The following is a 23,358-nucleotide window of genomic DNA, read 5'->3' on the forward strand; positions in this document are numbered from 1 at the left end:
TCAGTGTACGTCGCGCCAGAACTCACGCTTGAGCATGTAGGTCAGTCCGACCAGCAGCAGCATGTAGAAAAGAACCTTCATGCCCAGCGAGATGCGGTCGGCACGACCCGGCTCGGCGGCATAGATCAGGAAATTGGTGAGGTTGGCAATCATCTCCTCATATTCGTCCTGAGTCAGCTTGCCTTCGATCACGGTTTCCAGCTCGGGCGCGTGATGCCCGCCGTGCTCCGCCCCGGCGTGCTCGCCCTCCGGTGCCTCGACCTGCGCACGGAACCCCTGCTGCTCCCACAGCACATGCGGCATCGAGGCGCCGGGAAGCTGCAGGTTGTTGACGCCGGTGGCGGCCTTGCTCGGATCCACGTAGAAACCGTTGAGAAAGCTGTAGACCCAGGCCGGGCCGCGCTTGCGCGACACCAGAGACAGATCGGGCGGCTGCCGCCCGAACCAGCTTTCGGCCTGCGCCGGCATCGCCGACACGATCGGCTGCTGCACCTTCTCGGTGGTGAACATCAGGCTCTTCTCGACCAGTTCTTCGGGCAGGCCAAGATCGGCCGCAGCCCGGCTGTAGCGCAGGTACTTGAGACTGTGGCAGCCCGAGCAGTAGTTCATGAAGTCGCGAGCACCACGCTGTACCGAAGCGATGTTGTCCGGGTGCGGGGTAAACGCAAAGACGGGCTCACCGCCGGCCGCGTTGGCGTGGGTGCTCAGCAGGCCTCCGAACAGGAGGCTGGACAGCAGAATCAGGCGCTTCATTCTGTGACCCTCTCCGGCACGGGCTTGACGTTTTCCAACTTGGTGTAGATCGGCATCAGCAGGAAGAACAGGAAGTAGTAAACCGTACCGAGCCGCGAGATCAGGGTGCCGGTCGGGCTCGGCGGCTGCAGGCCGAGATAGCCCAGTACGCAGAACACGACGGCGAAGATCATCGCCAGAACCTTGAAGATCGGCCCCTTGTAGCGGATCGACTTGGCCGGTGAACGGTCCAGCCAGGGCAGGAAGAACAGGATCAGCACCGCCGCCCCCATCGTTGCCACACCCAGCAGCTTGTCCGGCACCGCGCGCAACATCGCGTAGAACGGGCCGAAGTACCACACCGGCGTGATGTGCTCAGGCGTGGACAGGGCATTGGCTTCCTCGAAGTTGGGCTTTTCGAGGAACCAGCCGCCGCCGTCCGGCGCGAAGAATACGACTGACAGGAAGATCAGCAGGAACACCGCGGCGCCGAACATATCCTTGACCGTGTAGTACGGATGAAACGGAATGCCGTCCAGCGGGATACCGGTCTCGGGATCCTTGTGCTTCTTGATCTCGATGCCATCCGGGTTGTTGGACCCGACTTCGTGCAGCGCCATCAGGTGCGCCACGACCAAGCCGACCAGCACGAACGGAATCGCGATCACGTGCAGCGAGAACAGGCGATTGAGCGTGGCGTCCGAAGGGATGTAGTCGCCCTGGATCCAGACCACGAGATCAGGACCGATGCCCGGAATCGCGCCGAACAGCGAGATGATCACCTGCGCCCCCCAGTACGACATCTGACCCCAGGGCAACACGTAACCGCAGAAGGCCTCGGCCATCAGACACAGATAGATCAGGCAGCCGAAGATCCAGATCAGTTCGCGCGGTTTGCGATGCGAGCCGTACATCAGCGCGCGGAACATGTGCAGATACACGACGATGAAGAACGCCGAGGCCCCTGTCGAATGCAGGTAGCGGATGATGTTGCCCCAGGGCACATCGCGCATGATGTATTCGACGGAATCGAAGGCTTCCGCCGCCGACGGCTTGTAGTGCATGACCAGGAAGATGCCGGTCAGCAGCTGGTTGACCAGCACCAGCATCGCCAGCGAGCCGAAGTAGTACCAGAGGTTGAAGTTCTTCGGCGCGTAGTACTCGGCGACGTGATCCTTCCACATCTTGGTGAGCGGGAAGCGATCGTCGATCCAGCCGAGAAAGCCGGTCGTCTTGTGCGGATTGGGCACGATGGCCATCAGGCGGCTCCTCCCTGGGTGTCTTCACCGACCACGACTTCGGTTTCGGTGTCGTAGCGGTGCGGCGGCACCACCATGTTCAGCGGCGCGGGCACACCCTGGAACACGCGGCCGGCCAGATCGAACTTGGAGCCGTGACAGGGGCAGAAGAAGCCGCCCGGCCAGTTCGCGTCAATGGTCGGTGCCGGGCTCTCCGGGTGGAATTTCGGTGAGCAACCAAGGTGCGTGCACACGCCCAGCATCACCAGATACTCAGGCTTGATCGAGCGATGCTGATTGGTGGCGTAGTCCGGCTGCTGCGGCTGCGCGGACTCCGGATCGCGCAGGCGCTTCTCGTCGCCGGACAGCGAGGCCAGCATTTCCTCGGTGCGGTTGACGACCCAGACTGGCTTGCCGCGCCAGGCTGTGGTGACCATCTGGCCCGCTTCGACGCCGGCGATGTTGATCGTCACCGGTGCGCCGAGCGCCTTGGCTCTTTCACTTGGCGAAAACGACGCCAGAAACGGCACCACCGCCGCCACCGCCCCTGCGCCGCCGACGACCCCGGTCGCGACAGTCAGGAAGCGGCGTCGGCCAAGGTCCACGCCCTCATTACTCATTCGGCCTTACCTTTGATTCGAAAACGATTTGGGTGAGCGCGGCAGAGCAACCGGGTGGTAACCGGCTCCGCCTATCCGGTCAATTATAACGAGCGCTTAACGGCACCGTAAGCCACCATGAGCACACAAGTGCACTTGCGTGCTCAGATTCCGACGGCGCGGCGCAGCAAAGGGCCCTTGATCGCGGCCACACGGTCGACCAGGGCGAGTCCCAAACCGCGCACATTGTCGAGTCCCGGCGCCTGCAGACCGAACAGGCGATAGAGCGCATCCACCGTCGCCAGCATTTCCAGATTGGCGAGCTTGCGCGCCCGGCCATAGCGGGCCAGTACCCGCGCCGAGCCGAGCTTGCGGCCGGTGCGGCGTGCTTCCAGCGCACACCCCAGCAGCGCCTCGACGTCAGCCAGACCGAGGTTGAGGCCCTGCCCGGCCAGGGGATGCACCACATGAGCCGCATCACCGACCAGTGCCAATCCGGGCGCGTGGTAATCGCGTGCATGCAGCAAGCGCAGCGGCACCGCCTTGCGCGGTGTCATCTCGCCGATCAGCCCCAGGCAATCTTGCGAAGCCTGATGCAGCGCCTTGGCGAACCCGGCATCCGGCAGGGCCATGCGTTCCCCGGCACGCGCCGTTGACCAGACGATCGAACTGCGGCCATCGGCCAGTGGCAGGAAGGCCAGCGGACCTTCCGGCAGGAAGCGCTGGTAGGCCGTGGCGCGATGCGGCCGTTCGGTCTGAACGTGGCTGACGATCGCCTGATGGGCATACGGCCAGCCGAGCGTCTCGATGCCGGCAAGCCGGCGCAGACTGGAAGCGGCACCGTCCGCAGCGATCACCAGATCGGCCCGGATGTGTCCGCCGCCACTCAGGCCCAAACGCGCGCCACCGGCTTCCACGGCGAAGCTGTCTACCGTTTCACCCTGCACCAGCCGTGCCGCGCCAAGGCGATTCCACAGCGCATCGAGCAGCACATCGTGGGCGACGATGTGACCGAGTTCCGGCAACGCCGCCGCGGCCGCGTCAAAGCGAAGCGATAGCGCTGGATCGGCATTCCACACCTGCATGCCTTGATAGGCGCATCCCGGGTCGCCGGGCCAGGCACCGAGCGTGTCGAGAAACCGACGCGAACCCGGTGCGATGGCGTAGACCCGCGCGTCGACCTCGGCGCCCGGCGCGGGCGGACGTGTCGCGGCGCGGTCCACCAGCGCGACGTCGAAGCCATTGCGCAGCAGCGCCAGGGCCGCGGCGACGCCGACGATGCCGCCGCCGACGATCACGATGTCGTGGCTTCGCGCGCTCATGCGCGGTCTCGCGCGGCGGCCGGCGTGTGCGCGCCGAAGCCTAGGCTGCGCTGCAGCATGCGTCGTTTCAGGGGCCCCGACAGGTTCAGCGCACTTAGTCCGAAATGGCGAAGTTCGCCCAGGCCCGGCACGCGATTGGAGAACAGGCGCACCAGGCCATCGGTGAAATCGGCCGCCTGACGGCGATCGTCGCGACGCCGATCGACATACGCGTGCAGCAGGGCCGCGCAGCCGGGGTCCGAATAGTCCGGCAGCAGGTCCGCCAGCGTCGCCACGTCACGCAAGCCAAGATTGAAGCCCTGCGCCACGACCGGATGCAGCGTCTGCGCGGCATTGCCGACGAACACCGTGCGCTCGGCCACCAGGCGCGTGCTGAGTACGCGCGTCAGCGGATAGGCGCCGCGCCGCCCCAGTGCGCTGAACTGTCCCAGTCGGTGGCCGAAAGCGGCCTGCAAGGCTTGCAGGAACGCGGCCTCGCTCAGCGCCAGCAGCCGTTCGGCAACATCCGTCGGCACGGTCCAGACCACGGTGCAGACCCGGCCCGGCCGTGGCAGGACGGCGATCGGTCCATCCGGCGTGAAGCGCTCGTGGGCGATGCCCGCATGCTCGCGTTGCGTGCGCACGCTGCTGACGATCGCAGTCTGCGCATAGTCGTGCGCCTCGGTGGCGATACCGAAGCTCTGACGAATGGGCGAACGGGCGCCGTCGGCCGCCACCAGCAGTCGCGCCCGGAGGCCGCCATCCAGCGCGGTGCCGTGCAGATGCACGTGCTCGCCATCGACCTGCACCTCGTCGACGCGGGCCGGACACAGCAGGATGGCCGCACCGCTGTCGCGCACCCGCTGCAGCAGACTGCCATGTATGGATCGCAGCGGTGTGTTGTAGCCCAGGGCGTCGAGCCCCGCTTCCGAGGCATGGAAACGCGCAACACCGAAGCGGCCCTGCTCGCTGACATGGGTGGCGGCGATGGCTTCGGCGTCGCCGCGCATCGCGCCCCAAACACCCAGGCTGTCGAAGATGCGTCGCGTCGCTTCGTTGAGCCCGATGCAGCGCTCATCCCAGGCCGCGTCGGCGACCGGTGGCGCCGCCGCCTCGATCAGCGCGACGCGCAGACCGCTGCCGTGCAAGGCCACCGCGAGCGAAGCGCCGACCAGACCGCCACCAACGATCGCGAGGTCGTAGTCGTTCATGGAGGCGGCGCGCGGTGCTGCGGGCTCAGGCGGCGACCCTCATCAGCGCTTCCACCTCATCAACGGCTTTCGGCACGCCGGCCGTCAGCACCTCGGGATCAGCGGCGGTGACGGCCACATCGTCCTCGATGCGAATGCCGATGCCCCAGAAACGCTCGTCGATGCCCTCGCTGCCGGGCTGAATGTAGAGACCAGGCTCGACCGTCATCACCATGCCCGGCTCGAAATCGCGATAGGCACCGTCGATCTTGTAGCGGCCCACGTCATGCACGTCGAGGCCCAGCCAGTGACCGGTGCCGTGCATGTAGAAGCGGCGCTGCGCGCCTTCGGCGATCAGCGTGTCGACGTCGCCCTGCAGCAGGCCCAGGGCCACCAGGCCTTCGGTAAGCTTGCGCGTCGCCACCTCGTGCGGCGCACCGACCGACTGCCCGGCACGCAAGGTATCGATCGCGGCCAGCTGTGCGGCCAGGATCACTTCGTAGACTTCGCGCTGCGGACCACTGTAGCGACCGCCGACCGGGAAGGTCCGCGTGATGTCCGCGGTGTAGCCGCGATACTCGCCGCCGGCATCGATCAGCAGCAGCTCACCGTCCATGAGCGTGGCGTTGTTCTCCACGTAATGAAGAATGCAGGCATTGTCGCCGCCGCCGACGATGGACCCGTAACCTGGCTGCATGTCGTTGCGTTCGAATTCATGATGAATTTCGGCGGCCACCTGCCATTCATGAATTCCGGGCTTGGCGAAGCGCATCGCGCGAACATGCGCGTCGGCGGACACCCGCCCGGCGAACCGCAGCAACTCCAGTTCGGCTGGCGTCTTGCGCAAACGCATTTCGTGCAGCGTGGTTTCCATCGCCACGAATTCGAACGGCGCGGCGGCACCGCGGCGCGAGACTTCCCGAATCTGGCGCACGCAGGCCGCCACCCGTGCGTCCATCGGCGGGTATTCGCCGAAAGTGTAGTACACGCGGACACGACCGCTCAGCAAGTCCCGCACGGCGTCGTCGAACTGCTCGACCGTGAATGCCTGGTCGGCGCCATAGACCGAACAGGCCCCTTCCGGCCCGGCACGCCGGCCGTCCCAGATTTCGCGGGTCTCGTCGCGCGGACGCACGAACAGGATGTATTCGCCCTCTGGGCGGCCAGGCGCCAGCACCGCGATCGAATCCGGCTCTGAAAATCCCGTCAGATAATGGAAATCGCTGTCCTGCCGGAAACGGAAATGGGTGTCTCGGGAACGCACCACTTCATGCGCGCCGGGGATGATGGCCACGCCATCGGGGCCCATCGCCTGCATCAGGCGCTGGCGTCGCTTGGCGTGTTCGTCGAGTTCGAGTCGGGTAGGTCCGGTCATGGCGTCCTCACGGGTTCGGAGTGGGCTCAGTGCACAGTTGGCGAAGGCGCCTGTGGCGCGGCATCGCTTTCGCGCGGATGCAGTTCCATGAACACCAGTTGCACGCCGACACGGATGTACTCGACCAATTCCGCGTACGCCACTTCTTCGAGTTCTTCATCGTCCTCGTCGGACACGCCGGCGCGCGTGAACTGCGTGAAGTCTTCGATGATCTCGCGGGCCTCCTCGGAACAGACCTTGAGATCGAGGTTGGCACGCGTCGTCAGCCCGTACAGAAAGCCCTCGCACCAGTCGCACAGTGCGCGCACCCGCGACGACAGGGTTTCCTCGTCATCCGGCAACAGGGGCGCGAACACCATCTCGGAATCGCCGAGTGCGGACAATTGCTGTTCGACCAGCTGCATCAGGGCGCTTGCCGACTGCGGACTGTCCTCGGTAGCGTGGCCGAGCAGATTCAGCGGGTCCACGCTGTCCGGCTCGCTGACGCACAGCGCACCGGCCACGGCGCCGTGGAATTCGGCGGCGCCGTGAGTGAAGCCGAGTCGGGCCAGCGCGTCGGAGAGTTCGTCGTATTGAACGGTTTGGGTCATGGGATGCAGCGCGGAACGGGATGGCTGATTATACGCCTATGACCCGAACGCCCCAGCTTGCCCAGCTTGTTTCCGAATTGCTCGCCCGGCCTTCGGTGTCCAGCGAAAACGCACCATTCGACATGCCCAACGAGGCGGTCATCGACCTGCTGGCCAGCTGGCTGTCCGATCTGGGCTTCGACTGCGAGCGCATGCCTGTGCCGGACCGGCCCGGCAAGTTCAACCTGATCGCGGTGCGCGGCAGCGGCCCCGGAGGCCTGGTGCTGGCCGGCCACTCCGATACCGTGCCTTTCGACGAACACGGCTGGGATTCCGACCCGTTCAAACTCACCGAGCGCGACGGCCGCTGGTACGGGCTCGGCGTCTGCGACATGAAGGGCTTTCTGGCCCTGGCGGTGGAAACCGCCGCCGAATTCGCGCAGCGCGAACTGCGCCAGCCGCTGATCATCCTGGCGACGGCCGACGAGGAATCGACCATGGACGGCGCCAAGGCCCTGGCCGCGGCCGGCCGCCCCAAGGCGCGCTACGCCATGATCGGCGAACCGACGGGGCTCAAGCCGGTGCGCATGCACAAGGGCATCCTCATGGACAGCATTCACATCCATGGCAAAACCGGCCATTCCAGCCGACCGGACCTGGGCGCCAATGCCATCGACGGCCTGCACGGCGTACTGCGTGCGCTCAGCGCCTACCGCGAAGCGCTCAAGTCCCGCCTGGGCAGCGCCCGCGGCTTCGCGCTCGACCACCCCACGCTGAACCTGGGTTCGGTGCAGGGCGGCGACTCCGCCAACCGCATCCCCGGCCACGTGGAACTGCAGATCGACATGCGCTTTCCGCCCGGCTTCGAGATCAAGGCGCTGCGCGCCGAAGCGCGCGCCGCAGCCAGCGCCGGACTGCACACACCCGGCTGCCGCCTCGAATTCTCGAACCTCATGGACGGCGTACCGGCGTTCCAGACCCCGGAAACTTCGGAAATCGTGCGTGTCTGCGAAGAGCTCACCGGCCATCCGGCCGGCGTGGTTGACTTCGCCACCGAAGGCGGCTTCTTCAACCAACTCGGACTCGACACCGTGATTCTCGGACCCGGCGACATCGAGGTTGCCCACCAGCAGAACGAATACCTGCCGCTGGACCGCATCGAGCCGATGCGGCGCACGCTGCGCCGACTGGTCGAGCGCTTCTGCCTATAAGGCAGACGTTCTGGACGTTCGCGCCCATATGACGGACAGCCGCACCTGTACATCGCGATGCGATGATGGCGGGTGCCATGGCGCAGGCTCATAAAGCGAGCAAGCCCGGCGACGGCGTAGTCCCTCAGGAACTGGCGGCGAGGTGCGGGACGCAAGCATTGCAATGCCGTCGGAAGCAGCCGACACTTGCAGCCCTCACAAGCAACAGGGTGTCCCGATGGACCGCATGATCCTCGACGAATCCCGCATCCATCCGGCGGCCCGCGAACAGATTGCCTCGAACCACCGCGAGATCGTGGACGAAGTCGCCACTGCGGTGGATCGGCACGACATCGTCATCGTCGGTATGGCACAGAACCCGTTCCCCAAGAAGGCGCGCAAGCTGCTGGACGGCGCCGGGCTGACCTACGAATATCTGGAATACGGCAGCTATTGGAAAATGTGGCGGCCCCGAAACGCGCTGAAGATGTGGACCGGCTGGCCCACATTTCCGCAAATCTTCGTCAAGCAGCAGTTCATCGGCGGCGCCGCCGAACTCAAGCAGCTGCTGGACTCGGGCGAACTCGCCAGCCTGCTGGCTGCCTGAACGAGCTTGGAAGCATGTCGCTTGCTTGAGGCAGCAAGCCATCGTCGGCCAGACGTTACCGCACAACCAGCCCAAGTTCGGACAGGAACATCGTCGCTTGAGCGCGCGGGATCGTGGCGCCCTTCAACTGCAGTGCACCTTTAAGCTTGAAGCTGGACAAATCGACTCAAGGCCTGAACCCTATTTTTCAGGCATCACCGAAATGGTCCGCCCTCCCGGAGCTCCCGCAGATAGGGTATCTCGAGTTACCCAACCGTCTGTTCGCCCTCAAGAACGCTCGATACCCTGAGGTCTTCTCGAACCGAGGTGGCGCAAAGGGCTCCTCGGCATTCATTACATGGAAGTCGCCGCTCGTGCGCCTGAACCAGGGGCCCTGCGGAAGGAATCGGGGGATTCTATGCGTCGTTTGTGCCTTTCAGTGGCAATGTGTTTGTTCGTCTGCGCTTGCGCGTCTCCGGAGCGACTCGTTTATTCGAGTGGATTCAGCTTCGCCGACTATGACCATGTGGTGATCACGCGCCCGACCAGCGGGACGCAATCCGCACTCTATGGAATGGATGTGAAGCTCGCCAATCTGCTGGGGCAATACGATATTGCACAGGTGGGCGAACGCGAGCTGGCCTCCATGGATGCCCAGGACGCGAAACGATCCATGATCGCCCGGCTTTCGTTCAATTCCGAAGGCAAGTACATCATTCTTTCTGTGATCTTCGAAGACGCGCATACCGGACGGACCGGCGCGAGCCTGACCAGCACCGAGAAGGGGGAGCTTTTCGAAGCCGGAGACCGTGATGACATCTTCAAGGCCATGAGCAAGACCCTGATCCAGGCCCTGGAACGAGACAATGGTCTGCTCACCGGCGAGCAGACGAAGAAGCCGATGGCAGCGGAGCCGCAAGAGGCGCTGACCATGGACGATGAGACGATCAACGACGAACCTGTCGTTGAAACCGTACCCTCCAGTGCACCGGTCTGGGAGGTGGTGGACGAACCGGCTGAGGAATCCATGGACATGGCGCCCGAACCGATAGTGACCGAGGACCTGATGAACGCGGCCTCGTTCGCGGCCGAAGACGAGTAGGCGTCAGCGTTTGGTGACCGCCGAACGCGGCCAGCCACCGAGCACCGCGCCGGCAATCAGGACTGCGCTTGCCAGTGCGAACACCATGGCGCTGCCGTGCGGCCGCACCAGCAGCCAGGGCAGACTCAAGGCGCCTGCCGCTTGCGCGCCAGCGAACGACAGGGTCGCCGTGGCCCAGGCGCGTGTCATCGCGGCGCGTGGCAATAGCTCGCCGAGACGGCCGGAGGCCAGGGTGACCAGACCGATACCGAGCGCACCAGTCAGCACCGAAGACACGATCAGGGCCGGCGCGGCGACGGACAGCAGCGGCATCGCCACGCTTGCCGCCATTGCCAGCAAGGCCATCCAGAAGGCGCGACGAAAGCCGATGCGGTCCGCCATCAGCCCCAGCACTGCGGGGCCGATGGCAGCGCCGCCGCCGAGCAGTATCAGTTGACTGGCGCCGCCGCCGACGCCGCGCCCGAGTTCACGCGCCACGAAATCGCTCCATAGCAGAGCGTGCGGCACGAAGCCGAAGCCACAGCAACCGTAGGCCAGCACGACGCGAACTGCGGTCGCGTCCATGTGGTGATTTTCCGTCTGCGTGGACGTGATCGAGGGCCGCCGAAGATTCGGCAGACCGAACCCGGCCAGTACGGCGGCCAGACCCGCGATCAGCGCGAATCCAAGCCAGATTGCGTCGGTGCCCAGCGGCAGCAACAGTGGGGTGAGTGCGCCGGACAAGAGGGCGCCGACACCGATTCCGGCAAACACCAGCCCGGAGCAGCGACCACGCCATTGTGGCGGCACGCTTTCCAACACGGCCGGCCCGACCAGTACCATGAGCCCGGCGCCGACCGCGCCGGATAACCAACGCCATAGCGCGAGTTGCGCGAAGGAATGGGTCCAGAGGAAGGCCAGGAAGCTCGCGGTCGCACCCAGCAGCATCAGCACGCTGCCCAAACGAACCGGCACCGTCGCGCCACGGCGGCGCATGATCAGGGTGCCGCCGAGATAGCCCAGAAAATTGGCGCCGCCGAGCAGCGCGGCATGGTGCGGCGTGAAGCCGCTGCGCTCGACCAGCAGCGGAATCATCGGCATGAAGCCGAAGCGCGCCAGACCGATGCCGACCAGCATGCAGGCCAGTCCGGCCGCCGTGATGCGGACGGTCTGGGCGAATGAGGGCGCAAGCGGTGGCGTGCTTGGAACGTTGCGCAAAACGAGTCAGGTCCGTGCGGGGCGTGCCAGCCTAACGGCTTGGACACGGTCGTGCCCGACCTCGCACGCCACAGCCGGATTCATGTGGCTACTTCCAGGCCGACAGCACGCTGGTGGCGCGCGCCGCCGCAGCCGCGCGCTTTTCCACACCCAGTTTGATGAAGACCTGTTCCAGATGCTTGTTGACGGTGCGCGGACTGATGCCGAGGATCTCGCTGATTTCACGATTGGCCTTGCCGCGGCTGACCCACAGCAGCACCTCGGCCTCGCGCTGAGTCAGCGGCAGCGCGTCCTTCAGCTGCCGGGCTTCGGCCTGCTCCTGGGCTTCGCCGTCACTGAGCAGTTCGACGACGCGGAACAGAAACTCGCCGGGTTCGGTGGAGCTGACGAAGGTGAATTGCAGGCGCCGATCCGCGCGCAGCAGATCGCCGCTGTGGCCTCCGGCACGCAGGTCGCGCAACCAGGCGGCAACATCGGCCGGCAATCGTGCGCCGGTATCGGCCTCGTGCGGAAACAGCTGTTCCAGCAGTTGCTCCGCGCGCGGCGTGCACCACAACAACTGCCCGTCGACGTCCGTCGACACCAGGAAGCGACCCGTCGCGTCCAGGGCGCGGCTGGAGGCCTGCACGGCGCGGGCATTGGCCAGATGCACTCGTATGCGCGCCAGCAGTTCATCAACCACGATCGGCTTGGTCACGTAGTCGACGCCGCCGGCATCGAGACCTTCGATCACATGCTCGGAATCGCTGAGCCCGGTCATGAAGATCACCGGTAGATGTGCCAGCGACTTGTCCCGCTTGATCCGGCGGCAAGCCTCGAATCCGCCCATGCCGGGCATCACCGCATCCATCAGGATCAGGTCGGGCGTGATCTGCCCGAGCAGTTTCAGCGCGCTCTCACCGTCGGTGGCCACCAGCACCGTGGCGCCCAGCGCGTCGAGCGTATCGGTCAGAAAGCTCAGGGTCTCCGGCGTGTCGTCGACCACCAGCACGATGTCGCGCCGACGCGTTTCAGCTGGCATCGGGCAGCGCCTGTTCGAGAGTGAAAACGTAGCGCTTGAGGTCGAAATCCGAGATCAGGGTGCGCAACTGCACCGCCAGCGCCTGATTCTCGATGTTGGCCGATTCCATTTCGCGCAGCTTGGCCTCGATACCGCGGACATGGCCGATCCTGCCGAGCTGCAGCAGCTCTTCCAGATATGGCAGCGCGCTCAGGGGCACCCCGGGGCTGTCACTGCTGGCAGGCTCGCTGGGACGACCCGCATCCGCCGCCGGCTCAGCCTGGAAAATCCAGTCGAGCCTGAGCAAGGTACCGACGGTATCGAGCATCACGTCGACATTGATCGGCTTCATCAGAAAGGCATCGTGCGGCGCCCCTTCGCCACCGGGGCTGTACTCGTGCGCGTTCGCGGACACCATCATGATCCTGAGGCTGCGGCCCGCCCGCTCGCGCAATATGCGCGCGGTTTCCCAGCCGCCGATGCCGGGCATGGCGATGTCCAGCAGCACCAAGTCGGGGCTGATGTCCGCCGCCAGCGACAGCGCTTCCTCGCCGCTGGCGGCGTAGAGCAAGGCGAAGCCCAGCGGTTCGAGCAGCTTGCGATTGAGCTCCAGATGCACGGGATCGTCGTCGACCAGCAAAACAGTGCGGCGCGGCCCGCGATAACCGCGAATCCGTCGGCGCGCCTCGGCAGCATCGTGATCGTCCTGCGCAGCGCCGAGCATCAGCTTGACGACGAAGCGGCTGCCCTGCCCGGGCCTGCTTCGCAACACGATCTCACCGCCCATGATCTGCACGATCACGCGCGTGATTGCGAGGCCCAGGCCGCTGCCGGGCTGCATCTGGGCACCCGGCATGCCGCCGCGTTCGAAGGGCTTGAAGACGTCTTCGAGGTCTTCCTCGCGAATGCCCATGCCGGTATCCGCAACCTCGAACTCGGCGAGCTGGCTGCTGGCGTAGCGCACGGTGAGACTGGCCTCGCCCCGCTCGGTGAACTTGATCGCGTTGGACAGCAGGTTGATCAGGATCTGGCGCAGCCGCTTTTCGTCGGTGCGTATCCAGGCCGGCAATTGCGGCGGCCGGTGATAGTGGAAGCCGATACCCTTGGCCGCGGCCTGCAGGCGGAACATGTCCACGATCTGTTCGAGGAATTCGCCGAAACGCACGCGGTCGCGATTCAGGCGCAGGCGACCGCTTTCGATCTTGGAGATGTCGAGCAGGCCCTCGACGAGATTGGACAGGTGCTCGGCGCTGCGCCGGATCACGCGGACCGCGTTCTTCGGCGGATTGCTCGGTTCGCGTTCCAGTAATTGCGCATAGCCGAAGATCGCGTTCAGCGGTGAGCGGATCTCGTGGCTGATGCCGAACACGTAGCGACTCTTGGCCTCATTGGCGTTTTCCGCGACTTCCTTGGCTTTCTGCAATTCGGCATCGGTGCGTTTGTGCGCCTCGATCTCGTCCATCAGCATCGCCGTCTGGCGCTGCGATTCCTGCTGCGCGGCATTGCGGCTTTCGTGCGCCAGCACCAGCAGCCAGGACGCCACGCCGGACAACAGGAACAGACTCAGGAACACGATCCACAAGGTGGTGGCGATCGCCGCGCGCGCGTCCGGCACATGCGCGCCGTATTCCAGATAGATGAACCCGAGCAGACAGGCGATCGCCAGCACGAACAGGAACAGGATGCCGAGGAACTGGCCGACGCTGGTGCGGATCGACGGCGCCAACGCCGCCGGCAACAACTTGCCCAGAGCCACGCTGATCTGCTGGCCGAAACGGCTATCCTGCTTGCACAGGTCATGGCAGCGCGCTTCCAGGCTGCAGCACAGCGAGCAGATTGCACCGCCGTAGGCCGGGCACATTGCCATGTCCGGCCGTTCGAAGGTGTTCTCGCAGATCACGCAGCGCAGCTCACCCTGGCCTTCCGGCAGACCGTTGGGAGGGCGTGCCAGGTAGTAGCGGCCGCGCGTCACCAAGGCAATGGCCGGCGCCATCACGAAGGCCGTGAGCAGGCCCGAAAATGGCGACAGGGCTTGCAGCATCGGCCCGAACACACCGGCGAAGGCCGCGGTCGAGACGATGATCGAGCTCACCATCGCACCCACGCCGACCGGGTTGATGTCGTACAGATGCGCGCGCTTGAACTCGATGATCCTGGGGCTCAGGCCCAGCGGTTTGTTGATCACCAGGTCCGCCGTCAGCGCGCCGATCCAGCCGACCGCGAAGTTGGCGTAGAGAACCAGCACGCTGGAGATCGCGCCGAAGATGCCGATCTCCATCAGCAGCAGTGCCAACGCCACGTTGAACACCAGCCACAGCACGCGGCCGGGATGCGCATGGGTGAGCCGCGAGAAGAAATTGGACCAGGCGATCGAACCGGCGTAGGCATTGGTGACGTTGATCTTGAGCTGGCAGGTGACGACGAACAGCGCCGTCAGCGCGATCGCCAGCCCTGGGGAACCGACCATCTTCTCGAACACCAGCCGGAACATCTGCGTGGGCTGCTCGGCCTGCTCCGCCGACAGCCCGGAACTGAACGCCATCCACGCCAGCAGCGAACCCAGCGCCAGCTTGAAGCCGCCCATGAATACCCAGCCCGGCCCGGCGCTGAGCATCGCGCCCCACCAGGCCAGCAAACCGGTGCGACGGCGGTCCGGCAGAAAGCGCAGGTAGTCGGCCTGTTCGCCGATCTGCGGCAGCAGCGACAGCAGCGTGGACGCGCAGGCCGCGAACAGCAGCATGTCGATGCTGCCGTCGCCATGCTCGCCGGCGAAGCTGCGCCACTCGGGCAGATCATCCGCGTGCCAGAACAGGATGTAGACCACCGGCGCCAGTTGCAGAATCAACCAGATCGGCTGGGTGGCGATCTGCATGCGGTTGATGAAGCTGATGCCGTAGATCGCCATCGGAATCACGACCAGCGAACTGAAGATGTGCGCCAGCCACAAGGGAATGCCGAAGGCCATTTCCAGCGCCGCCGACATGATCGTGGCTTCGATCGCGAACAGGATGAAGGTGAACGAGGCGTAGATCAGCGAGGTGATCGTCGAGCCCATGTAGCCGAAACCGGCGCCGCGCGTCAGCAGGTCGATGTCCAGCCCGTAGCGCGCCGCGTAGCGGTTGATCGGCAGGCCGATGAGGAACATCAGCGCGCACACCGCGACGATCGCGCTCACCGCGTTGCTGAAACCGAACTGCAGGGTCAGGCTGCCGCCGATCGCCTCGCAGGCCAGGAACGCGATCGCGCCGAAGGCGGTATTGCCGACGCGGAACGGCGACCAGCGCCGCGCCTTGTCGGGGGTGTAGCGCAGCGCATAGTCCTCCATGGTCTGCGTGGCCGCCCATTTGTTGTACTGGCGGCGTTCGCGGACGATGCGTTGGGTGGCGCTCATGTTTGGAAGCCGGGACCCGGGAACGGCAACAGCGGCGGTGGGGTGGGCAAAGCGCAGCGTGCCCACGCGGTCCCCTGGTGCACACGCCCGCGTGGGCACGGCCTGCGGCCTTTGCCCGCCCTACGGGCGGCGTTGCGAATTGCGTGCATCGGGTACCGCATCCTTGCTGGGCTCAGGCCAAGGCCAGCACGCAACCCAGAGTCGCCGCGAGCACGCCACCGCCCCGCGCCGCGAGGGTCCAGGCCCGCGATTGCGCCGTGCCGATCAGCACGCCCGCGAGATGCAAAGCACCCGTGGCCAGCAGGAAGCCCGCGCCGTACAGCAGCGGACTCGCCGTCGCCGGCGGTTCGGCGCCGTGTGCCGCGCCGTGGAACACGGCGAAGACGCCGACCAGGGCCGCCGCCGGAAGCATCGACACGCGCAAGGCGGTAGCCACCAACAGCCCGCCCACGACCAAGGAGGCGGCAATGCCGGATTCCAGATGCGGCGGCACCCAGCCTATCCCGGCGAGACCGGCGCCGACAGCCATCAGCACCAGGAAACTGGCCGGCATCCAGAGCCGTGCACGACCGCCGAGTTGTGCGGCCCAGATGCCGATCACCAGCATCGTCAGCAGATGGTCCAGACCCAGCATTGGATGCAGCAGTCCGGACAGCAGACCGGAGTCCGCCAGCGGATGGCCAGGATGTGCCAGCGCCGGCGTGGACGCCGCGATGGCCGAAACGAAAGCGAACGGGCGTAGCCACTTGGACATCAGATGTGCTCCGGTAGAGGACGCGGCGCCAGACCGCCGGCAGTGACGATGAACTCGGCGATCTGTCGCAGTCCGAGGTTCTCTTTGAGATTGGAAAACACGAAGGGTCGCTCGCCGCGCATGCGTCGGGCATCCCGATCCATCACGTCCAGCGAGGCGCCGACCAGCGGCGCCAGGTCGATCTTGTTGATCACCAACAGGTCCGAACGGGTGATGCCGGGGCCGCCTTTGCGCGGAATCTTGTCGCCGGCCGAAACATCGATCACGTAGATCGTGATGTCCGCCAGCTCCGGGCTGAAGGTCGCCGCAAGATTGTCGCCGCCGCTTTCGATGAAGATCAGTTCCAGCGCCGGAAAGCGCGCGTGCATTTCGGCCACGGCCGACAGGTTGATGCTGGCATCCTCGCGGATCGCGGTATGCGGACAGCCGCCGGTTTCCACACCCATGATGCGTTCCGGCACCAGCGCACCGGCGCGCGTGAGGAACTCGGAATCCTCGTGCGTGTAGATGTCATTGGTGATCGCGGCCACGTCATAGGTGTCGCGCAGCAGCTTGCACAGGCGCTCGGTCAGCGCCGTCTTGCCGGAGCCGACCGGGCCGCCGATGCCGACACGCAAGGGACCATTGGCGGGCGCGGCGTCGCGCGCCGCGCTTTCGTTGAGGGGCAGGTTCATGAGCGGAACAACCTCGTGTACTGGGTTTCGTGACGCAGGGAACACAATTCGAGCGCGGGCGCGCAGCTGCCGAGTTCGTCGACCGGCGTGGCCAGCGCCCGAACCACCACCGCTTCCACGCGCGGTTCGAGCCGGGCAATGGCGATCTGACCATCGGTCTGCCCGAGCGGCACCAGGCGCACGCCGGCCGACACCAAATTGGCCGCGGCACCATGAACGAAGGCTTCGAGCGCCGGTCGCAAGGCGATGCCGTGCGCCACGCAGGCCACCGCCATGACCGCGCAGTGCGCCAGCGGCCGACCCTGGAAGCGCTCGACCAGCGAGTCCAAGGCCGGATTCGGCCAGGCCGCGCGTGTGGCCCTGAGGAAGGCATCGCCCTGCTGGCGTGCTTCCAGCGCGGTTTCGGCGCTACCGCGAAACGCACCGGCGAGTTCGATCAGTTGGTCTTGCAGGTCCGACTGATCCGCCGCTTCATGAATCCGCGCGAGCAGCACGGCATCGATCCAGCCACCGCCGTGTTCGATCACCGTGCCGACATAGTCGATCAGTTGTCCGACGTTCCTGACCGAGCCTTCCTCGACCGCCCATTCGAGGCCGTGGCTGTAGCTGAAGGCACCGGTGGGGTAGCTGGGGCTGGTCCAGGCGAGGAGACGGTAGAGGGCGGTGGGTGAGGGGCCGGGGTTCATGGGGCCTCCCCGGTTTGGGTGCGTCCCGGCATCACGTGGGCACGCTGCGCTTTGCCTACCCTACGGGTCGAGAATGCGGTTTCTACGAATCCCTTCGATGTTGCGGCGGCGGGTCTGTTGCCTTTAGGGATCGCCGAGGCGGGTTCCGGCGCCCGCCGGCGCCGGGTTCCTTTTCTTTGCTTGTCCAAAGAAAAGGAACCAAAAGAAAAGACACCCCGCCGTCCGCGCCGCTCGCTTCGCGAGCGGTCCCCGGCCGGGGCGCCGTGCTCGGGGGGCGCGTCGACAGGACATCCCTGTCCTGACGACGCTTGCTCGACGTCCTGTCTCGCACCCCGCTGCGCGCGGCACCCCACCCGGCGCTTCCGAAGGGGCCCGAACTGCGAAAAACCACAGCAACAGATCCCCTCTCCCGCTTGCGGGAGAGGGGTTGGGGGAGAGGGCCGCGCGCAGCGCGGAATGCGGCTCCGTCCCGCTACGTCCGCACCGAGTCGCGCAGCGAGGCGGGGGGCGGATGTTTCGGGTGCCCTTCTTTTGGTTACCTTTTTTGGGCCGAGCACAGCTCGGGACCCGAAGGGGGCGGCGGAACCGGTCGCAAACGTCTCCGAATGAGGATAGACCCTCGGCCAAGTCATCGAAGATGAATCACGCATCTCAATGCTCATGCGGCTGCCCAAGCGCCAGCACATTGCCATGCGCATGCTCATGCGCCGCCGCAAACCCGCCATGCCCCGAATACGCCCCACCCTCCGGCGAAAACGGCGCCCGAACCGGCTCCACGGTGGCACCCAGACCCCGCAACATCGACACGATCACATGGTCCTCGCGGATCAGAATGCGATCCGCAACCAGCTGCGCCGGCAGGTGGCGATTGCCGATGTGCCAGGCCAGGCGCATCAGCGCTTCGGTATCGGCGGCAGTCACTTGCGACAGCGCCTCGGACGCGGCGATCACGGTGATGACATCGCCGCCTTCCAGCGCCAGACCGTCACCGTGCTGCAGCACGGTCGCACGCGGCAGGTCCAGCAGGAATTCGGTGCCGCCTTCGGCGACGAAGCGAAAGCGTCGCCGATGACGCTCGTCGTAGTCCAGCGCGATGCGGTCGATCGCATGATCGCGATCCCAGTGCCCGGCGGCTAGAACTTCAGTGGCCTTGAGCATGATCAGAACAGGCCCGTCAAAACAGAAAGTAACGCTGCGCCATCGGCAGCACGTCGGCCGGCTCGCAGCGCAGCAGTTCGCCGTCGGCGCGCACATCGTAGGTTTCGGAGTCGACCTCGATCTGCGGCATCGCATCGTTCAGCACCATGCTGCGCTTGCCGATGCCGCCGCGCGTGTTATTCACGGCCACCATCGGCCGGCTCAGGCCCAGCGCCGGATTGCCGCCGTTGTCGAGATAGGCCTGACTGACGAACAGCCAGGAACTGTCGATACCGGCCCGGCCCAGCGCGCCAAACATCGGGCGATAGTGCATCGGCTGCGGCGTGGGAATGCTGGCGTTGGGATCACCCATCGCGGCCACGGCGATCGAACCACCCTTGACCACCAGATCCGGTTTGATGCCAAAGAACGCCGGGTTCCACAACACCAGATCGGCCAGCTTGCCGACTTCCACCGAACCCACATGCGCGGAGATACCGTGCGCGATCGCCGGGTTGATCGTGTACTTGGCGATGTAGCGGCGCGCGCGGAAGTTGTCGGCCGCGCCGTCGTCCGGGGACAGCGCGCCACGCTGGCGTTTCATCTTGTCCGCGGTCTGCCAGCAGCGAATGATGGTCTCGCCGACACGGCCCATGGCCTGGCTGTCGGAACTCATCATCGAGAAGGCACCAAGGTCGTGGAGGATGTCCTCGGCGGCGATGGTTTCCTTGCGGATGCGCGACTCGGCGAAGGCCACGTCCTCTGCGATGCGCGGGTCCAGGTGGTGGCAGACCATCAACATGTCGAGATGTTCGTCGAGCGTGTTGACGGTGTAGGGCCGCGTCGGATTGGTGCTGGACGGCAAGACGTTCGGCAGGCCAGCCACGCGAATGATGTCCGGCGCGTGGCCGCCGCCGGCACCTTCGGTGTGGAAGGCGTGGATGGTGCGGCCGGCGAAGGCGGCGATCGTGGATTCGACGAAGCCCGCCTCGTTGAGGGTGTCGGTGTGGATGCTGACCTGCACGTCCAGCGCATCGGCCACCGACAGGCAGTTGTCGATCGCCGCCGGCGTGGTGCCCCAGTCCTCGTGCAGCTTCAGGCCGCAGGCCCCGGCCAGCACCATTTCCTCCAGCGCCGCGGGCCGGCTGGCATTGCCCTTGCCGAAGAAGCCCAGGTTCACCGGCAGGCCCTCGGCGGCCTGCAGCATGCGGCCCAGGTGCCAGGCGCCGGGCGTGCAGGTGGTGGCCAGGGTGCCGTGGGCAGGGCCAGTGCCGCCGCCGAGCATGGTGGTGATGCCGGAACAGATCGCGTCCTCGACCTGCTGCGGACAGATGAAGTGGATGTGCGCGTCGATACCGCCAGCGGTGACGATCTTGCCCTCGGCGGCAATGACTTCGGTGCCGGGGCCGATGACGATGTCCACGCCCGGCTGTACGTCCGGATTGCCGGCCTTGCCGATGCTGACGATGCGGCCGTCACGCAGGCCGATGTCGGCCTTGATCACGCCCCAGTGGTCGAGAATCACGGCATTGGTGATGACCGTATCGACGGTGCCTTCGGCGCGGCTGGCCTGGCTCTGGCCCATGCCGTCGCGGATCACCTTGCCGCCGCCGAACTTGACCTCCTCGCCGTAGATCGTGCGGTCTTCCTCCACGCGGATATACAGGCTGGTGTCGGCCAGGCGGATGCGGTCGCCGACGGTGGGGCCGAACATGCCGGCATAGGAGCGGCGGCTGATCGTCGTGGCCATCAGAGGTCTCCCATGACTTCGGCGCGAAAGCCGTAGACCTTGCGCGCGCCGGCATACGGAATCAGCCGCACCTCGCGCTGCTGCCCCGGCTCGAAGCGAATGGCCGAACCCGAGGGAATGTCCAGACGCATGCCGCGCGCCTGGGCGCGGTCGAAGACCAGGCCCGGATTGACCTCGAAGAAATGGTAGTGACTGCCGACCTGCACCGGCCGGTCGCCGCTGTTGGCCACGCTCAGCGTAATCGCCTCACGGTCCGCGTTGAGGATGATGTCGCCGTCCTGCGTCAGCACCTCGCCGGCGACGAGCTCGCCATCGGCGTCGCCGCGGATCGGCGCGTGCACGGTGACCAGCTTGGTGCCGTCCGGGAAGGTCGCCTCCACCTGCACGTCGTGAATCATTTCGCCGACGCCGTTCATGACCTGATCGCGCCTCAGCACCTGCGCGCCGGCCTGCATCAGTTCGGCGACGCTGCGACCGTCGCGCGCGCCTTCGACCACGGTATCGGTGATCAGGGCGATGGCTTCGGGATAGTTGAGCTTGACGCCGCGCTCCAAGCGACGCCGCGCCACCATCGCCGCCATCGCCACCAGCAGCTTGTCTTTTTCTCTAGGGCTCAGGTTCAAGGCAATCGATCTCCTAACAGGTCCACACGCGCGGCATGCGGGGCGGCAGGCCGCCAGCGCCATGCCGCAGCTGCGCTGCAAGATTCATGACGGCCGCACGCAGTTTCGCCGCGTCCGCTGACAGCAGGCGCACGATCAGCAGGCCGTCGAGTACACCGGCCGCACCGATGCCAGGCTGCGCCGCCAGCTGCTCGCGCACCGCCGACAGCTGCGCCGCGGCATCGTTCGAGGCGTACAACAAGGTGGCACAGGCACGCGCCTCCCCAAAACCGAAGGCCGGACGGAACGGCGAGCCGCCTTCGTCCCAGTGCAGGGCGTCGGCCCAGATCAAACGACCATCGCGGCGTACCCGCCAGGATTCGTGCAAATAGCCCTGCGCATAGGTCTCGCCCATCGCCCCGCGCCCCAGCACCAGACTCTCCACCGCCAGCAGGCGAGCGCCCGGCGCCAAGTCCACCTCGATGCAACGACGCAGCCGACTGCGATCGAACAGAATCGTTTCCTGGGCCAGCCATTCGGCCCAGGCGGATTCGCCGACGCGCAACGAAACCACGATCTCGGCCGGCGCCTCGCCGGGAATGGCGCGATAGATTTTCTCGGCAGCCTGCGTGCTCAGGCAGGCGCGGGCACCCGCTTCCACTTCGAAACCGATACGCAGACGGTCGCCACCGGTGAGCCCGCCGCTGGTCGTCAGCAGTACGGCTTGGGGAATCTCGTCGTGCTCCACGTCCGGAAACAGCAGCCGACACGGCGCGCGCTGATACAGATCGGCCAGTTCGGTGCGCGCGTTGCGGGCGCGGCGAAAACGCAACTGTGTCGCGCCGTCCACGCGCTGTGCACGCACCGTCGGCGCCACACTGGACGCTGCCGCACGTGCCGTTATCAGGCTCGCCGTTCCTTGATACATCGGGTCCCCAAAGTCTTTCACCCGTGGTCTCGTAGGATTTCATGCTGCGGGCGGTCTTGTGTTTTGACTCTACGTCAAATGCCCCATACCCGCCGCCGCCGAGCCCGCCTAGTGTGGCCGGCATCGGTCCGAACAGAGACCGAACCGCGACGGCGTCATCGAAGCGCCGCGCTACGGCTTGAGAAAACCCGCACGCGGGCTGGCAGCAAACCAAACGGGGCATGGGCAGCCTCAATGCACTTGAGCACATGGGGATTGGGAAATGGATCAATTGGGAAGTCGCACCGGCCATCTGGCTGCCGGTGTCCGCTTGGCCGCGCTCGCGGCGATGATGATGGCACCGCTGCCGGCGGCCTATGCTGCGACCGTGGAGCTTCCGCCGATTTCGGTCGGTGCGGGTCTGCGCAGCAGCTTCACCAGCACCGACGTGGACGGCGCTGACGAGGACGTCAACGATTTCACGCTCGACAGCGCGCGACTGTATATCGGCGGTTCGGTCACCGAGACCATCAAGTTCACGCTCAACACCGAAATCGATGGCGACAATGACGTGCGGGTGATCGACGCCATCGGTCGTTTCGAGTTCTCGCCGAAGTTCAACATCTGGGCCGGCCGCTTCCTGCCGCCGAGCGACCGCGCCAACCTGCATGGTCCGTACTACGGCAACGCCTGGGGCTTCGCCGTCGACGGCATCCAGGACGGCTTTCCGTTCGTGGCCGCGGGCCGCGACAACGGCGTGGCCTACTGGGGTGACTTCGACCGCGTGAAGGTCTCGATCGGTGCCTTCGACGTACCGTCGACCATGGCCGGCAGCGACGAACCGGACAAGATCGTGACCGCGGCGCGTCTGCACCTGAGTCTGTGGGACATCGAATCCGGTTACTACCTCAACGGCACCTACTACGGCGACAAGGACATTCTGTCCTTCGGCGTATCCGCGCAGAGCGCCAGCGGCGACACCGCCGTCACCGTCGACGCGCTGATGGAGAAGAAGATCGCCGGGGGCGGAGTGCTCTCGCTGGAAGGCGAATACGCCAACTATGACGGCTTCGGCGGCTACGGCGCGCCGGTGGCCTTCGATTCCAGTGACGGCTACTTCGTGCTCGCCGCCTTCCTGTTCCCGCAGAAGGTCGGCATCGGCCAGTTCCAGATCCTCGGCAAGACCGCCACCACCACCTATGACACGGCCGGAGGCGATCTCGATCTCGACACCCTGGAGTTCGACCTCAACTACGTGATCAAGGCCTTCAACGCGCGCGTCTCGCTGTTCTACATCGACCAGAGCGCGGATGCGCCCGGCACCGACAGCACCCAGATCGGCCTTGGTCTGCAGTTGCAGATCTGAGCGCCTTCGAAT

General features: G+C 65.7%; 21 protein-coding genes. 4 read left to right on the plus strand and 17 right to left on the minus strand.

Annotated features, from left to right (window positions below; all coding sequences use genetic code 11):
• From RM530_RS14245 to RM530_RS14275, 7 genes are all read right to left on the minus strand, one after another.
• Entirely contained in the window at positions 1 to 753 is a 753-nt protein-coding gene (locus RM530_RS14245; protein WP_311365920.1) for a cytochrome c1, read from the minus strand.
• A complete protein-coding gene (locus RM530_RS14250; RefSeq protein ID WP_311365921.1) occupies positions 750 to 1,991 on the minus strand; it encodes a cytochrome b in 1,242 nt (413 codons plus the stop codon). The genes RM530_RS14245 and RM530_RS14250 overlap by 4 nt, the downstream gene beginning before the upstream one ends.
• Positions 1,991 to 2,590, minus strand: a complete 600-nt coding sequence (gene petA, locus RM530_RS14255; RefSeq protein ID WP_311365922.1) for a ubiquinol-cytochrome c reductase iron-sulfur subunit — start codon at positions 2,588 to 2,590, stop codon at positions 1,991 to 1,993. The genes RM530_RS14250 and petA overlap by 1 nt, the downstream gene beginning before the upstream one ends.
• A gap of 143 nt (positions 2,591 to 2,733) precedes the next feature.
• On the minus strand, positions 2,734 to 3,891 hold the full coding sequence (locus RM530_RS14260) for an FAD-dependent oxidoreductase (protein WP_311365923.1): 1,158 nt from the start codon (positions 3,889 to 3,891) through the stop codon (positions 2,734 to 2,736).
• Positions 3,888 to 5,081 carry a 2-octaprenyl-6-methoxyphenyl hydroxylase gene (ubiH, locus tag RM530_RS14265; RefSeq protein WP_311365924.1) on the minus strand — a complete coding sequence of 398 codons (1,194 nt, stop codon included), beginning with the start codon at positions 5,079 to 5,081 and terminating at the stop codon, positions 3,888 to 3,890. The genes RM530_RS14260 and ubiH overlap by 4 nt, the downstream gene beginning before the upstream one ends.
• Before the next feature lie 25 nt (positions 5,082 to 5,106).
• Positions 5,107 to 6,435 carry a Xaa-Pro aminopeptidase gene (gene pepP, locus RM530_RS14270; protein WP_311365925.1) on the minus strand — a complete coding sequence of 443 codons (1,329 nt, stop codon included), beginning with the start codon at positions 6,433 to 6,435 and terminating at the stop codon, positions 5,107 to 5,109.
• Between the two features lie 26 nt (positions 6,436 to 6,461).
• A complete protein-coding gene (locus RM530_RS14275; protein ID WP_311365926.1) occupies positions 6,462 to 7,025 on the minus strand; it encodes a UPF0149 family protein in 564 nt (187 codons plus the stop codon).
• Between the two features lie 38 nt (positions 7,026 to 7,063).
• Between RM530_RS14275 and argE the strand changes: the two genes are divergently transcribed.
• The 3 genes from argE to RM530_RS14290 all read left to right on the plus strand — a co-directional run bounded on the left by argE (position 7,064) and on the right by RM530_RS14290 (position 9,882).
• Positions 7,064 to 8,215: an acetylornithine deacetylase gene (gene argE / locus RM530_RS14280; protein WP_311365927.1), complete on the plus strand. Its 1,152-nt coding sequence runs from the start codon at positions 7,064 to 7,066 to the stop codon at positions 8,213 to 8,215.
• Between the two features lie 217 nt (positions 8,216 to 8,432).
• Entirely contained in the window at positions 8,433 to 8,801 is a 369-nt protein-coding gene (locus RM530_RS14285) for a glutaredoxin domain-containing protein (RefSeq protein ID WP_311365928.1), read from the plus strand.
• Between the two features lie 508 nt (positions 8,802 to 9,309).
• Complete coding sequence (locus RM530_RS14290) at positions 9,310 to 9,882, plus strand: hypothetical protein (protein WP_311365929.1); 573 nt, start codon at positions 9,310 to 9,312, stop codon at positions 9,880 to 9,882.
• Between the two features lie 3 nt (positions 9,883 to 9,885).
• On the opposite strand, the gene RM530_RS14295 is transcribed toward RM530_RS14290, so the two are convergent.
• From RM530_RS14295 to RM530_RS14340, 10 genes are all read right to left on the minus strand, one after another.
• Entirely contained in the window at positions 9,886 to 11,079 is a 1,194-nt protein-coding gene (locus tag RM530_RS14295; protein WP_311365930.1) for a YbfB/YjiJ family MFS transporter, read from the minus strand.
• An 88-nt stretch (positions 11,080 to 11,167) separates the two neighbouring features.
• On the minus strand, positions 11,168 to 12,100 hold the full coding sequence (locus RM530_RS14300; RefSeq protein WP_311365931.1) for a response regulator: 933 nt from the start codon (positions 12,098 to 12,100) through the stop codon (positions 11,168 to 11,170).
• Positions 12,090 to 15,470: a hybrid sensor histidine kinase/response regulator gene (locus RM530_RS14305; protein WP_311365932.1), complete on the minus strand. Its 3,381-nt coding sequence runs from the start codon at positions 15,468 to 15,470 to the stop codon at positions 12,090 to 12,092. Before RM530_RS14305 ends, RM530_RS14300 begins: the two co-directional genes overlap by 11 nt.
• A gap of 172 nt (positions 15,471 to 15,642) precedes the next feature.
• Positions 15,643 to 16,224 carry a HupE/UreJ family protein gene (locus tag RM530_RS14310; protein ID WP_311365933.1) on the minus strand — a complete coding sequence of 194 codons (582 nt, stop codon included), beginning with the start codon at positions 16,222 to 16,224 and terminating at the stop codon, positions 15,643 to 15,645.
• A complete protein-coding gene (gene ureG, locus RM530_RS14315) occupies positions 16,224 to 16,898 on the minus strand; it encodes an urease accessory protein UreG (protein ID WP_311365934.1) in 675 nt (224 codons plus the stop codon). Before ureG ends, RM530_RS14310 begins: the two co-directional genes overlap by 1 nt.
• A complete protein-coding gene (locus RM530_RS14320; RefSeq protein ID WP_311365935.1) occupies positions 16,895 to 17,584 on the minus strand; it encodes an urease accessory protein UreF in 690 nt (229 codons plus the stop codon). Before RM530_RS14320 ends, ureG begins: the two co-directional genes overlap by 4 nt.
• A gap of 651 nt (positions 17,585 to 18,235) precedes the next feature.
• A complete protein-coding gene (gene ureE / locus RM530_RS14325) occupies positions 18,236 to 18,742 on the minus strand; it encodes an urease accessory protein UreE (protein ID WP_311365936.1) in 507 nt (168 codons plus the stop codon).
• A gap of 16 nt (positions 18,743 to 18,758) precedes the next feature.
• Positions 18,759 to 20,471 carry an urease subunit alpha gene (gene ureC / locus RM530_RS14330; protein ID WP_311365937.1) on the minus strand — a complete coding sequence of 571 codons (1,713 nt, stop codon included), beginning with the start codon at positions 20,469 to 20,471 and terminating at the stop codon, positions 18,759 to 18,761.
• On the minus strand, positions 20,471 to 21,094 hold the full coding sequence (locus tag RM530_RS14335; RefSeq protein ID WP_311365938.1) for an urease subunit gamma: 624 nt from the start codon (positions 21,092 to 21,094) through the stop codon (positions 20,471 to 20,473). Before RM530_RS14335 ends, ureC begins: the two co-directional genes overlap by 1 nt.
• A gap of 13 nt (positions 21,095 to 21,107) precedes the next feature.
• On the minus strand, positions 21,108 to 22,001 hold the full coding sequence (locus RM530_RS14340; RefSeq protein ID WP_311365939.1) for an urease accessory protein UreD: 894 nt from the start codon (positions 21,999 to 22,001) through the stop codon (positions 21,108 to 21,110).
• 262 nt (positions 22,002 to 22,263) lie between these two features.
• Here RM530_RS14340 and RM530_RS14345 point away from each other — a divergent pair, with 262 nt between their 5' ends.
• A complete protein-coding gene (locus RM530_RS14345) occupies positions 22,264 to 23,346 on the plus strand; it encodes a hypothetical protein (protein WP_311365940.1) in 1,083 nt (360 codons plus the stop codon).
• The last annotated feature ends 12 nt before the right edge of the window (positions 23,347 to 23,358 follow it).

Source organism: Banduia mediterranea (genome assembly GCF_031846245.1).
Classification (GTDB): Bacteria; Pseudomonadota; Gammaproteobacteria; order Nevskiales; family Nevskiaceae; genus Banduia; species Banduia mediterranea.